Here is a 12,357-nt window from a genome sequence, read left to right as displayed (position 1 = left end):
AAGTGTTAATACACTATATCGAAGGGATAAAAGCCCTGACGAGGAATTTTCGCTCATCTTTTAAGGCGAATTTCCCTGTCAGGGCTTTGTTAATTATTTACTATACAGTTCCCATAAATAAAGGAGGCTATATGGATTTACTAAAACAAAGGATTCAGACCGATGGCTTAATTCTAAATGATTCTTTGCTAAAAGTTGATTCCTTTTTAAATCATCAAATTGATCCTGAACTTATGATGAAAATTGGAGAAGAATTTGCTCGCCGCTTTGAAGGAGAGTTAATTACTAAAATCTTAACTATTGAGTCATCAGGAATCGCAATATCAGTTATGGCAGGGCTGGTACTTAAAGTACCCGTTGTTTTCGCCCGCAAAAAGAAATCTGTTACTGTTAATGATAACTTATACTCCACAAAAGTTTATTCTTTTACAAAAAATGAGAGCAATGACATTATTGTCTCAAAGCAATTTTTGCAAAAAGAGGACAAGGTCCTGATTATTGATGATTTTTTAGCTAACGGCGAAGCTGCTGCAGGTTTGGCTAACATTGTTAAGCAAGCGAATGCTACGGTAGTCGGGATAGGTATTGTAATTGAAAAGTCCTTCCAACCTGGAGCCCAAAAATTAACGCAAGCTGGTTACCGAGTGGAATCACTCGCAAGGATTGGCTCATTTTCACAAGGACAAGCTAATTTCTTATCGGATGACTAAGTCCCTTTTATAACTCCCCTTCCATAAATAGAACGCCATAACCACCCTTGGGGTAAGAAAAATCAATATTATCACAAATCAAACGGCAACCGCCACACTCGATACACTGTTTATACAGTATGAGTAGCGGTTGTTCTTTTTCTTTATTTTCTTTAAATACACCAGATGGACAGAAGGTTAAGCATTGTTTATTATGACAGGTCTGACAAATTGCCTCGTCTATGACGATAACATGCTGCCAGTCCTCATCGATTTGATAATGAAGAAATTGTAGCCGATCATCAATCTTATTCATCCTTTTACTACCTTCAGTATTTTCCATATATCACTAGCCATTTTAAAAATTGGCTGGATACTGGTTATTTTCTTAAAGATAAATTTACGTTTCGCTTTTTTTGGCATCGAATATACTTTTGCCACATGATAGGCTGTGTCGTTCGCTATCTTGGTATATAAATCGAATAAATAAGGAAGGTCACGTTGTAGGCTGGCAATTTTGGCATTCGCTTTTAGATCCTGCATAACGAAACTTTCATCTAACAAGGTACTATATAACGATAACTTTTTTACTGAAAAATCCCTACTTTTTTTACTCTCATAAACTGCTTGAGAAGCGAAAAAGCCCGACCACATTGCCAAATTTATGCCATGGGTACCATTAACTAGGGATGCGGCATCACCAATGATGATTAATCCCGGATGAACTAGTTTCGGGATGGCATGATACCCACCTTCTGGAATTACCGATCCTCCATATTCGATTGTCTTACCACCAATCAATAGGGTCTTAATAAAAGGGTGGTTCTTTATCCGATCCAACAGCTCATAAGGGCGAATACCTGATATGGCAAAATCAGAAATTGCCATACCTACATTAATATTGAGACTGTCTTTAAATGTATGTATCGAGCCAGTGCCATTAAAACCAGCCGTAGGATAACCGATCAACCCAATTAAACTACCATACCCAGGAGACAAATTAAACCGCTCTTCAATCACCCGAGCTGACAGAGCAATGGTTTCTTTTACATAAAGGGCTAAGTTTTGGGATGATACTCTCGGTATAAGTCCAGAACGTTCACCAACCAAGGAGTTGGCCCCGTCAGCTAAAATAATAACATTTGCAAAGAATCTAGATTTTTGTGGTAATGATACTTCAACGCCAATCGCCTGAGTACCTTCAAATATTACTTCTGTAACATGATGATTAAGATGTACAGAGACTCCTACAGCATTAGCCTTATCAACAAGCCATTGATAAAGACTTCTACGTTTTACTGTAAAATGATTATAAGGGGCAGCAGCCAGTTTCATGCTTTGAAAAGAGGATGACAGTAACGAATCCTCTGTCATAAACCAATAAGCTTGCTGGATTACAATACGTTCGCAGTGACATTCTTCCCAGAAGTTAGGGAATAATTTGTGAGTATGTTCGGCAATCAGTGAAGTACCACCACAGCTCTTAGCCCCTGGAAAAGGCCCTCGCTCCAAAAGCAAAACATCCAGTCCTTCTTTTGCCATAAAATAAGCAGCACTAGCTCCTGCGGGACCCGCTCCAACCACAATAACGTCATAGTTTTTCACGTTACTGCTCTCATTATGCAGATCGCCTTGCGCGCCGATTTCACGTGATTTTTTTGCCTTATACCAATCTCTTAACATACGACTCACCCTTACAGTAGTATTGCGTATCCTTATTATTACTATTCTTGAAGGACATATGGGTTATTTTCCCACATTCACATAATTTTAGACAATCTTGGAAAAACTAAACGGTATAGTGACACTGAGGAGAATGACTCATTATGCTTTCAAGACGAGAATTTATTCATTTATGTATGTCGACGGCTGTGGGAATGAGCCTAACAGAGTACCTAATTCCTATCATGCATAATGCCATTGCGCAAAGTAAAACCAACAAGGCACCTGTAATTTGGCTGGAACTTGGCTCTTGCACGGGAAATTCTGTATCACTAGAAAATGCCGTGAACCCCACCTTAGAACAATTACTGTCAGAAATACTAGATGTTCGCTATCATTGGCTATTAAATGTTGCCAATGGTGAGGATGCCACCAAAGCATTAGAAGAAACGTTAGAAAAGGAAGCCGGAAAGTTTTGGCTTGTCGTAGAAGGATCTGTAATGACAGCTGATAACGGCCGCTATAATGAAGTCTTTCTCAGGAATGGCAACATGGTGACAGGTCTTGATGCAATAATGGATATTGCGGCAAAAGCAAAATATGTGATTTCTGTTGGTGATTGTGCTGCCTTCGGTGGCCCTTCCGCAGCTCATCCTAACCCTGCTGGCGCGAAAGGTGTATGGGAAGTAGTAAATAGGCAAGTGATCAATATCCCTGGATGTCCTGCTCATCCTGATTGGATGACGGGAACTTTTAGTCACCTTTTGTTTTATGGCGTACCCGAATTGGATAGTTATAATCGTCCCCTTATGTTCTTTGGCAAAACGATTCACGATTTATGCCAAAGACGTCAGCAATTTGAGGATGGAATATTTGCTGATTTTCCTGGTGGCGAGGGTTGTTTGTTTCGGGTAGGCTGTAAAGGTCCTGTTACTCATGCCGATTGCCCTTTGCGCCAGTGGAATCATTATGTTAATTGGCCTGTCAAAGCTGGCGCTCCCTGCATCGGCTGTGCCAGTCCTAATTTTCCAGATGGAATGATGCCTTTTTATAACCACTTACCAGACATTCAAACTCCTTTCACTGCATTAAATGTAAAGAAGATCGGCGCAGCGATGGTAGCTTTAGGTACAGGCGGTGTTGCCACACATTTTGCGGTTGGAATATACAAAAAACGAATACATAAGCATTATGTTGATGGTACCAAACCCCTCGAAGTCTCGGAACCTGAGACACTAGAGCAAGCGAAAAAAGAATTAGAAGAGCTAACAAAACAAAAAAACGCCTTACTTGCTAAAACAAGAAAGTTAGAGGCGAATCATCCTGTACGACACCGCAAGTGGTGGCGACGTAAGTTGGCTGAAATCTTTCAAGGCAAAGATAAAAATGAGGACTGAAAAGGTATGACAAAAAAAGTAATTTTCCCTATGACAAGGGTACACGAACCCCTTAGAGTGGACGTTGATATTCAAAATGGTAAAGTAGTGGATGCCACAGTTGGGGCTACTTTGTTTCGTGGATTTGAAATAATGATGATTGGACGCGATCCACGTGATGCGGCGCTTCTAACCCAGCGTATCTGCGGAATTTGTTCCAGCGCACATGCTGTAGCTGCTACATTTGCCATGCAGCAGGCCTTTAGATTATCACCGACATTAAATGGTCAGCACATCATCAATTTAATTTTTGCAGCAGATATTATACAAAATCAGATCCGTCACTTTTACGTTCTGGCCATTTATGATTATTTGAAAGGTCCAAACATGCCTCCCTATACTCCTCGACTTGAGGGTGACTATCGCTTACCCCAAAAGCTGACTGACGAATTAATGGCTCATACAAAAGAAGGTATGCTCAAGGCGATGCGTGCCCATGAAATGCTGGCGATATTTGGTGCCAAAATTCCAATGCAGCAAACAATTCTTGTTACTGGAGTCACTGAGCAAGCATCCGCTGACCGCATCAGTGCGTACCTAGGTATTTTACAGGAACTAACAGACTGGGTTGAAAACGTCTATCTCTATGATGTGGCAGTCTTAGCAGATTATTATAAAGATTACTATACTATCGGCAGTACCAAAGGCAATATGATATCCTACGGTATGTTTCCCCAACCGATAACTGGTAAACGGGAATTTCCGTCGGGTGTTATTTTCGAAAAGGGTAAGGTACAGCCTCTGGATACTAGTAAAATTAGTGAAGATATACGGCACAGTTGGTACCAGGATGATCAAGAAACACGTAATCCTATAGAGGGAACAACAGTACCCGACCGGAATAAAGCAGAGGCTTATTCTTGGATAAAATCTCCTCGCTATGAGGGTTATGCCTTTGAAGGAGGACCACTAGCCAGGGCTTGGATTAGTGGCGAATATCAGCGAGGAACAGGTGTTATGGATCGAATCATCACACGTGCCCAAGAAACACTCAAAATATGCCGCATGGCACAAGATTGGATTAGCCAGCTTGTCCCTGGTGGCCCCACTCTTTCAAAATATGCGGTGCCAATGCAAGGGGAAGGTGCAGGCCTAACAGATGCAATGCGTGGACCTTTAGGCCACTGGATTAAAATAAAGGATAGTAAAATTGTACATTATCAAATTGTTACACCAACCGCTTGGACCTTTTCCCCTCGCGATAATCAAGGAAAACGAGGCCCCGTCGAAGAAAGCCTGCTAGATACACCCGTCGCAAATACAGAAGATCTAATAGAAATTGGTCGGGTAATCCGCTCCTTTGACCCTTGCTTTACCTGCGCCGTCCATACGATAGATGCCCCAGAACATAAACCGCCTATGACTCTCTAACCTAACATTAAATACTTGGATCTTCCTTTTCTTTGTTGATTATCTCGGGTTTTATATCTTTGTTAATATATCCAGTAAACATAGCCTGTAAATTGGCTGGACTTTCCGTAAATACAAGATATAAATGTAAAGGAATCGACATGGCAAAAAAGATTGCTACGTAAAAATGCAAAATTCGAATGATATTTAACCCACCTAGCATTCGCTGAAACCATTGAGAATGTTCGGGGAATAATAAGATGATGCCTGTAATAGCAGCAATTATTATTGTTAAAAACCAAAAGGAGAACAAAACCTTCTGTCCCGGGTTATAGCGACCAAAGTTAGGATGATCTGGCTTAATAAAGAAAACATAACGTAGAAAGCTGGGTATATTTACCCAGTCACGAAGTGTAAATATAACATCAGTGATTTTTCTCGTGTATAAATAATAATACAAATGCCCTATTAGATTCACGATTAAGATGGCACTAAAAAGGGTATGAAGTTTTCGATTGACTCGCATTGGCAGTAGTACCATATCCCAAGCTGTGTTTATATAAAGCCCTGTAAATAATAGCACCATAACACAACTAAACAATACCCAATGAAAAATCCGTATTGGCAGTGGATGTAAAAGTAACTTCATAAAACATCTCCTTGAAACCACACATTCCCTTACTATAGAAAGTATAGTCCAGAAGTTTTTCAAACTTCTGGACTAAAAGGACTACTGTATATTTTGATGGCTATTACCATTTTTTTCTGCTTTTTCTACCATTGCCTGCTCACCGCGTTTTATAGCCTCACGTACCATAGATCCGACTTCACCGGTAGTGACATCGCTCCAATTTCCATCTTCCACTTTCTCACCGAAGCCAAGATCATGGGCTAATTTATCTTTGTATTCTTGTGACATTACGCCTTTACCCATACTATTCACCTCCAGTAGATTTTTGAGGATCTGACTATATTATCTACTGTTATCTTAAAAGCTATTCATTTCAAAAAAAGTTTCTACCAAACCATAATACAAGTATGACTCCAAAAGCACCCTAGCTTTTTTGGTGGCTGCCATAAATAATATGATATGTAGCAGGTATTTGCCCAAGCTGCTCAAATGTATTTTTATAAAAATCCATCATCGATAACATAAGCTGTCGATGAATTAATATATTATTCCCGTTAGAAGAATTGTTAGCTCCTATTTTTTTTACTGACGTCAAAAACTCCCGAACACATTTGAATTTTTCTGTTATATTTTCTTCCTGAAGGTGAACTGAAAGCCCTAGACCAGAAGTAATATGAGCTAATTTTTGCATAGAAATAAACTCAGGGCCATGATGCACCTTTGTAATTTCTAAAGACCTATGGGCAGCTTGAAAGGACTGATTCAATTCATAAAAAGTATGTTCACCAAAGGTAGCATAGATAAGACACCCTCCAGGTAATAAATGACGCTCCATTTGCGTAAAAGCCTGTTGATAATCATTAAACCACTGAAACGCAGCATTAGAAACAATCAAATCAAACTTCTCAGACAACTTTAGATCTTCTCCATCTTCCAACACATAACTTACATTCTCATATTGGGATAAATTTTTACTAGCCACTGTTAACATTTCTGATGAAATATCGCTAGCGGTAATTTTTGCCTTCGGATACATTTGTGCTAACAATCCTGTCAAGAATCCTGTACCACAGCCAATTTCCAAGATATTCTGAAATACTCCAGCTTCTTTAACCAATTCCAATAGGGAATATCCCATGTTTTTTTGTACAACTGCATATTCATCATACGCTTGAGACCTTCTGCCAAAATGACAGCTTACCTGGGTTTTGTTAATCATGATATCCCCTCCAGTACTAGATCTTTTACATACTTTTCTTGCGTTATAAAAGGAACATGCCCTGTGCCATGCAGCAACCTTAGCTCGGCCTGTGGCAAATGCTGCAACAAGTATTGAGCAGCGTTAGGGGGGCAAATCTTATCTTCCATACCATGGATAATGAGACAGGGAATATTAACTTTCGCCAGCTCCTGCCGTAAATCTTGTTCCATTAAATAAGAAAGCCCTGCTTGCAAATTCTTAACATTAATGTTAGAAAAATGAGGCGCTATGTGAGTAATAAATTTTTGTTGCCATTCTTTTTCCATTGGAGAAAACATTAAATGATAAAACTCCATTTGGGTCTCCCATGGATTACGAGGAAGCTTGCGGCTTAATTTTTTTACTACACTTCCAGGTAATCCCCCCTCATAACTCTGGCACAAAGTAAAGCGCGGTGTAGTGGATAGAAGAATCAGCCGCGCAATTTTCTCGGTATACTCAGCCGCCAATTGCAACGATAACATCCCTCCTAAAGACCATCCCACCAGTGTAATTTTTTCCTCTTCCTGCTTGCATATCTCCAAAAAAGTTTTTGTCAAATGTTGATAATTAGGGTAGTTTGCACAATCATAAATATGCTTTCCTTCCCCCGTAAGACTTTGCGGCCAAATGGCTTTATTAGTTGCCCAACCATGAATGAAAAGGACTGACATCTTAGACACTCCTTTATAATAGTATTGTTAACCAAATAACACGGTGACGTTAACAATACTATTATAGTAATAACTGGTAAAATAATCAAGTTATGATTTCACTGGCTGCTAATTTCATCCTAAGCTCTTTAAAATCAATGGGCAACTACTCCCATGCCTAGCAAAACGAGTAAGCGTCGCCATAGCAAAAAAATCAAAAAGAAGAATCCATCCCATCCAGGAATGAATTCTTCTTCAATACTATTAATCGCGTTTCCCAAGTTCTTTATCAATATAAAGAAGGGAGCCGCCTTTATCGCCAACAAATTTCAATCTTTCTAATACTGCAGAAGCATTCGCTTCTTCTTCTACTTGTTCTGTTATAAACCATTGCAAGAAGATTTGTGCAGCATAGTCTTTTTCTTCTATGGCTACTTCATATAACTTGTTAATTAATTTACTAATGTGTATTTCATGAGCCAATACCTTTTCAAATAACTCAACAGGAGTGCCAAAATCACTTGCTGGAGCTTCAATTGCTTGTAGCTTAACACTACCGCCTCGCTCTAATAAATAATCAATCAGTTTAAAGGCATGACCGTTTTCTTCTTGGTATTGTAACTTAAGCCAATGAGCAAATCCCTTAAGATTCTTCTCTTCACTTTCTACAGACATTGCTAAATAAAGATGTGCAGAGCTCATTTCAGCTTGGATTTGATTATTAATTGCATCTTGAAGTTTTTTACCAATCATTTTATATTCCCCTTTCATTAGAACCACTTATCATTTTTATTAACTCAATTTTAGCATATTTTTCTATTCTTATCAATATGTTTTAATTATTATTTAATAACAATTATTAATACTTAAATATTAGATTTAATTTTCGTACGAAAAAATTCCACATCTGTAATTGGAGGCTGACATGCAACGCCTTTACATAGATAAGCCGTAGCTTTCCCCTCAGTACCTTTATAATTACTAGTATTTTGCGAATGTATATCATAAAAACGTACTGTTGCTGTAGGTAAAAATACGTGATTCATTGCCTGTAACATCGCCTTCGTATCAGGCAAATCCTTGTCACCTACAATGACAACTTTTATTTTTTCAGCCAAATAATAGTCAACAGCCATCAAAAAATAAGTATAACCTGCTGCATAATGGCTAACTTCTCCAGCAAAGCGATCCAATATTTTTTCTGCCATTTTACTTACATCTTCATTCTCTGTAATGTCAGCTAATTTTTGCAAAGCCAAAGCCGCGACAGAATTGCCGGAAGGAATAGCTCCATCATAAATCTCCTTGGGTCTTGTAATTAGTTCTTCTCCATCCACACCATAAAAGAAAAATCCGCCTGCTTTTTCGTCCCAAAATAAAGCCTTCATATCGTCAGCTATCTTAATGGCGCGCTGCAAGTAAGCATCCTTATAGGTTGTTTGATAAGTTTCAAGAAGTGCCAGCAACAAAAATGCATAGTCATCAAGATAAGCTAAGTGAGCAGCTTCTCCGTCACGGTAGCGAGCCAGTAAACGTCCATCCTCGCGTACAAGATTGTCGTAGATGAATTCAATTGCCCTTTCTGCTACCACCGAATAATTATCTCGTTCCAATATCCGAGATGCTTTCGCAAAAGAAGCAATCATTAATGCATTCCAAGCTGTAAGAATCTTATCGTCTTTATAAGGGTGAATACGTTTTTCCCTTACCTGATAGATTTTTTCCCGCCCTCGCTGTAATAAGTCTGCCAATTCTGTTGTCGTTTTATTTACAGAACTGGCAAAAGCCTCAAAATCTCTTCCAATGACATGTAAAATACTTGTCCCATGCTCAAAGTTACCCTGAGAGGAAACCTCATAAAAATCGGCAAAAACAGTCCCTGCTTCTTCCCCTACTATATCCACTACTTCTTTTCTAGTGAATACGTAGAACTTGCCTTCCACCCCTTCAGAGTCAGCATCTTCAGCCGAGAAAAATCCGCCCTTCTCGCTCATCATATCTCGCATAACATAAGTCAGGATTTCCTCAACAATTCTAGCAAATTCTTGATTACCAGAACATTGATACGCCTCAAGATAGCTATCGCATAATAACGCATTATCATATAACATCTTTTCAAAATGAGGTACTAACCACTTTTGATCTGTAGAGTATCTAGCAAAACCATATCCTAAATGATCGTAGATTCCGCCTTGCCACATCGACATGAGAGTTTTCTCTACCATGTTAAGAGCTTTCTCTTTCTTAAAATGCCGCCAATACCTAAGTAAAAAATTCATTTTATGGGGTGTCGGAAATTTGGGCGCAGTACCAAATCCCCCATATTTAGGATCAAAGCTACTTTCCAACTCTAAATAAGCTTTCTCTAATATATCCTTCCCAATTTGCCCTTCTTCATTTGGTTGGTTAGGTCGCTGAAGGATATTAACAATTTGATCGCTAGCTTCGAGGATTTCCACTCGATTATCTTGCCACTTTTTATGTACTACGGTTAAGAGTTCGAGTAATCCCATCCTGCCCATCTTGCGATGCTTAGGAAAATATGTCCCAGCAAAAAAAGGGTTCTTATCTGGCCCCATAATAATCGTTAAAGGCCATCCGCCTTGTCCCGTAAGTGCCTGGCACACTGACATATAGATTCCATCCACATCTGGACGTTCTTCTCTATCCACTTTTATAGAAACAAAATGAGCATTTAATACATCTGCAACTTCCTGATCTTCGAAACATTCTCGCTCCATGACGTGGCACCAATGGCATGTAAATTAAAGTAACATCCTATCATTTATTTTAAGCACAGCTAAGAATAGCCTACAGACAAAAATACAGGCCGATTCTCACGCTGTGCTTTCTGAAACGCTTCTGCTCCCCATGGATACCAATCTACTGGATTATTGGCATGTTGGAGTAAGTATGGGGATTTCTCGTGGATTAATCTATTGGGTTTGTTAGTATTTTGGCTGTGGATGTCGTGATTTTTAGTTTTTGGGTCGTAGTAGGTTTTATTTTCCATGAATACGCCTCCCGATAATTTATATGGTTAGATTGTCCATTATTATGAAGATATACGCAATCATTCATCAGTAGCAACATTTACCGAATCAATAATTAATTATCAATTATAATATATTTCTGTTTTAGCAGCGTAAAACGGAAATAGGACAAAAGAACCTCTGACAAATTACTCGTCTATTAGGCGTGGTTTTAGATTCTTCTTCCGTTTTTTGTTCAGGAGGTGTTACGAGATTAATACAAACATCTTTATATTTAAAATTGATGTTACGCAAAATAATCTCAATAGTTACTTTGTAAGACTTTAGAAAGTAACCAATCAATAATGCTGAAACAAAAGGCCATGAAGTGATTTTTTTCTGCTAATAACGTTAGATTGATTATTGAGCAGGAATAAAAAAGTAGCACTTTAAAGGGATGAGCTTTCTTCAAATTGCCGAAGGTAGGTTGAAATATTCACCTCTACATTTAATTGGACCAGTTATGATAGACGCTGCTAAAAAAGCAAAAGTGCCAGTCGCTGTGCATTTGGATCATGGTCTAACAAAATAATGGCGACATCTGTACAAGAAGCAAAGCAGTTTTATGAAGGCACTGACGTAAATGCTTTAGCAGTAGCTATCGGTAATGCACATGGCGTTTACAAAAGTACACCAAGTTACAGAATATTCAGTTTAAATCTGCATGGATATTATTTCTATGCAGGTTTTATTGCGTAAACCGGCATAATTAAAGGGTATTCCCGTAATAATTTTTTAATTTCATATGTCCTCTTAATTTTTATCATTGCCCTCACCTGTATATGGAATTCTCTTACTATTTCTTTTCATCAGGCATAAGTGTTTAAAGTTTCTACTCTTTAAAAATAAGCGCTTTTATCAAAATACTGATACCACCCAAGATAAAAGTAGCAATTACCAATTGGTTTACCATTTTTTCATCTAATTTTTTGTCAATTTTGCTGCCTACAAACACTCCCAGTACTGCTGCCGGCACTGATATTGCAAATATCTGAAAAACGACTGGTTGAAATACTCCTGTTGCGGCATAGACAATAAAACGAAATATATTTTCAACCAGAAAGACAAAGCATACGTTGCTGCGAAATTCATTTCGATCTATGGCAATGCGTTCAAAATAAGTTAAAAATAACATATTAATGCCAAACAAGCCCGCCATGAAACCTGAGGCAATTGATATTATTATCTTTAGAGCTACATTAGGTTTGATATTGCCACTGCGGTTTCTGGTAACCATTTCGATACCTAATCCAATAATAAATACACCGAGAAGAACTTTAATGATCCATGGAGTCCCTATTTCTAAAAATAATGTACCAGGAATGACACCTAGCATAATGAGAATTACAATAGGTGCAGTTTTTTTTACAGAAAAAAATTTGCGATTTTGCCACACAATCCAAGCATTAATTGGAGTATCCAGTAACAGGTTAGCAGGAGTAATGACCTTATTATCTAGTTTCATTGCCATGAGCGGATTGGATAAAAGAGGGTTTCCGAAACCAACCAGACCCTTAATAATAAAAGACATAAATTGTACAATAAATATATAAATCCCGAGTGTAATAGACATCATAGTAAGGCTCTTCCTTTGTATTTATATAAGGACTAATACTATATGTTTTTCAATCCATCCAGTATCATAAACCCAATGATGCCACTGC

13 protein-coding genes and 1 pseudogene are annotated in these 12,357 nt (G+C 38.4%); 4 read left to right on the top strand and 10 right to left on the bottom strand.

Features of this window, described 5'->3' with window-relative positions; genetic code table 11:
• The first annotated feature begins 131 nt into the window (after nucleotides 1–131).
• Entirely contained in the window at nucleotides 132–710 is a 579-nt protein-coding gene (locus UFO1_RS06260) for a xanthine phosphoribosyltransferase (protein WP_038669209.1), read from the top strand.
• 7 nt (nucleotides 711–717) lie between these two features.
• Here UFO1_RS06260 and UFO1_RS06255 read toward each other — a convergent pair whose 3' ends face one another.
• Nucleotides 718–1,005 (bottom strand): ferredoxin family protein, encoded by a 288-nt coding sequence (locus tag UFO1_RS06255; protein ID WP_038669206.1) that lies wholly within the window; start codon nucleotides 1,003–1,005, stop codon nucleotides 718–720.
• A complete protein-coding gene (locus UFO1_RS06250; RefSeq protein WP_038669203.1) occupies nucleotides 1,002–2,372 on the bottom strand; it encodes an FAD-dependent oxidoreductase in 1,371 nt (456 codons plus the stop codon). The genes UFO1_RS06255 and UFO1_RS06250 overlap by 4 nt, the downstream gene beginning before the upstream one ends.
• 143 nt (nucleotides 2,373–2,515) lie before the next feature.
• Here UFO1_RS06250 and UFO1_RS06245 point away from each other — a divergent pair, with 143 nt between their 5' ends.
• Complete coding sequence (locus UFO1_RS06245; RefSeq protein ID WP_038669201.1) at nucleotides 2,516–3,748, top strand: hydrogenase small subunit; 1,233 nt, start codon at nucleotides 2,516–2,518, stop codon at nucleotides 3,746–3,748.
• A gap of 6 nt (nucleotides 3,749–3,754) precedes the next feature.
• The gene (locus UFO1_RS06240) at nucleotides 3,755–5,158 is read left to right on the top strand and encodes a nickel-dependent hydrogenase large subunit (protein WP_038669198.1); all 1,404 of its coding nucleotides are present in this window, start codon (nucleotides 3,755–3,757) and stop codon (nucleotides 5,156–5,158) included.
• Between the two features lie 7 nt (nucleotides 5,159–5,165).
• On the opposite strand, the gene UFO1_RS06235 is transcribed toward UFO1_RS06240, so the two are convergent.
• The 7 genes from UFO1_RS06235 to UFO1_RS25935 all read right to left on the bottom strand — a co-directional run bounded on the left by UFO1_RS06235 (nucleotide 5,166) and on the right by UFO1_RS25935 (nucleotide 10,674).
• A complete protein-coding gene (locus UFO1_RS06235) occupies nucleotides 5,166–5,786 on the bottom strand; it encodes a cytochrome b/b6 domain-containing protein (RefSeq protein WP_051788847.1) in 621 nt (206 codons plus the stop codon).
• 81 nt (nucleotides 5,787–5,867) lie between these two features.
• The gene (locus UFO1_RS06230) at nucleotides 5,868–6,071 is read right to left on the bottom strand and encodes a hypothetical protein (RefSeq protein ID WP_038669195.1); all 204 of its coding nucleotides are present in this window, start codon (nucleotides 6,069–6,071) and stop codon (nucleotides 5,868–5,870) included.
• Nucleotides 6,072–6,192: 121 nt separating this feature from the next.
• Nucleotides 6,193–6,987, bottom strand: a complete 795-nt coding sequence (bioC, locus tag UFO1_RS06225) for a malonyl-ACP O-methyltransferase BioC (protein WP_236639340.1) — start codon at nucleotides 6,985–6,987, stop codon at nucleotides 6,193–6,195.
• The gene (locus UFO1_RS06220; RefSeq protein ID WP_038669192.1) at nucleotides 6,984–7,682 is read right to left on the bottom strand and encodes an alpha/beta fold hydrolase; all 699 of its coding nucleotides are present in this window, start codon (nucleotides 7,680–7,682) and stop codon (nucleotides 6,984–6,986) included. The genes bioC and UFO1_RS06220 overlap by 4 nt, the downstream gene beginning before the upstream one ends.
• 243 nt (nucleotides 7,683–7,925) lie before the next feature.
• Nucleotides 7,926–8,414, bottom strand: coding sequence for a ferritin (locus UFO1_RS06215; protein WP_038669189.1), 489 nt, complete (start codon nucleotides 8,412–8,414; stop codon nucleotides 7,926–7,928).
• A 113-nt stretch (nucleotides 8,415–8,527) separates the two neighbouring features.
• On the bottom strand, nucleotides 8,528–10,402 hold the full coding sequence (locus UFO1_RS06210; protein WP_038669186.1) for a thioredoxin domain-containing protein: 1,875 nt from the start codon (nucleotides 10,400–10,402) through the stop codon (nucleotides 8,528–8,530).
• Nucleotides 10,403–10,461: 59 nt separating this feature from the next.
• Nucleotides 10,462–10,674 carry a DUF255 domain-containing protein gene (locus tag UFO1_RS25935; RefSeq protein ID WP_038669184.1) on the bottom strand — a complete coding sequence of 71 codons (213 nt, stop codon included), beginning with the start codon at nucleotides 10,672–10,674 and terminating at the stop codon, nucleotides 10,462–10,464.
• Nucleotides 10,675–11,099: 425 nt separating this feature from the next.
• Here UFO1_RS25935 and UFO1_RS25930 point away from each other — a divergent pair.
• Nucleotides 11,100–11,329: pseudogene (locus UFO1_RS25930) on the top strand (class II fructose-bisphosphate aldolase); the annotation flags it as partial.
• A 196-nt stretch (nucleotides 11,330–11,525) separates the two neighbouring features.
• Here the strand turns inward: UFO1_RS25930 and UFO1_RS06200 are convergent.
• Nucleotides 11,526–12,269 (bottom strand): sulfite exporter TauE/SafE family protein, encoded by a 744-nt coding sequence (locus tag UFO1_RS06200; protein WP_038669180.1) that lies wholly within the window; start codon nucleotides 12,267–12,269, stop codon nucleotides 11,526–11,528.
• Nucleotides 12,270–12,357 lie beyond the last annotated feature (88 nt).

It is taken from the genome of Pelosinus sp. UFO1 (genome assembly GCF_000725345.1).
Taxonomy (GTDB): Bacteria; Bacillota; Negativicutes; order DSM-13327; family DSM-13327; genus Pelosinus.
The sequence above is the reverse complement of the archived record's forward strand: the minus strand, read 5'-3'. Positions and strand labels throughout refer to the sequence as shown.

Bases quoted from the DNA above. Each gene is read 5' to 3' on its own strand.
- UFO1_RS06260 (WP_038669209.1), top strand. From the start codon at position 132: ATGGATTTACTAAAACAAAGGATTCAGACCGATGGCTTAATTCTAAAT.
- UFO1_RS06255 (WP_038669206.1), bottom strand. From the start codon at position 1,005: ATGAATAAGATTGATGATCGGCTACAATTTCTTCATTATCAAATCGAT.
- UFO1_RS06250 (WP_038669203.1), bottom strand. From the start codon at position 2,372: ATGTTAAGAGATTGGTATAAGGCAAAAAAATCACGTGAAATCGGCGCG.
- UFO1_RS06245 (WP_038669201.1), top strand. From the start codon at position 2,516: ATGCTTTCAAGACGAGAATTTATTCATTTATGTATGTCGACGGCTGTG.
- UFO1_RS06240 (WP_038669198.1), top strand. From the start codon at position 3,755: ATGACAAAAAAAGTAATTTTCCCTATGACAAGGGTACACGAACCCCTT.
- UFO1_RS06235 (WP_051788847.1), bottom strand. From the start codon at position 5,786: ATGAAGTTACTTTTACATCCACTGCCAATACGGATTTTTCATTGGGTA.
- UFO1_RS06230 (WP_038669195.1), bottom strand. From the start codon at position 6,071: ATGGGTAAAGGCGTAATGTCACAAGAATACAAAGATAAATTAGCCCAT.
- bioC (WP_236639340.1), bottom strand. From the start codon at position 6,987: ATGATTAACAAAACCCAGGTAAGCTGTCATTTTGGCAGAAGGTCTCAA.
- UFO1_RS06220 (WP_038669192.1), bottom strand. From the start codon at position 7,682: ATGTCAGTCCTTTTCATTCATGGTTGGGCAACTAATAAAGCCATTTGG.
- UFO1_RS06215 (WP_038669189.1), bottom strand. From the start codon at position 8,414: ATGATTGGTAAAAAACTTCAAGATGCAATTAATAATCAAATCCAAGCT.
- UFO1_RS06210 (WP_038669186.1), bottom strand. From the start codon at position 10,402: ATGGAGCGAGAATGTTTCGAAGATCAGGAAGTTGCAGATGTATTAAAT.
- UFO1_RS25935 (WP_038669184.1), bottom strand. From the start codon at position 10,674: ATGGAAAATAAAACCTACTACGACCCAAAAACTAAAAATCACGACATC.
- UFO1_RS06200 (WP_038669180.1), bottom strand. From the start codon at position 12,269: ATGATGTCTATTACACTCGGGATTTATATATTTATTGTACAATTTATG.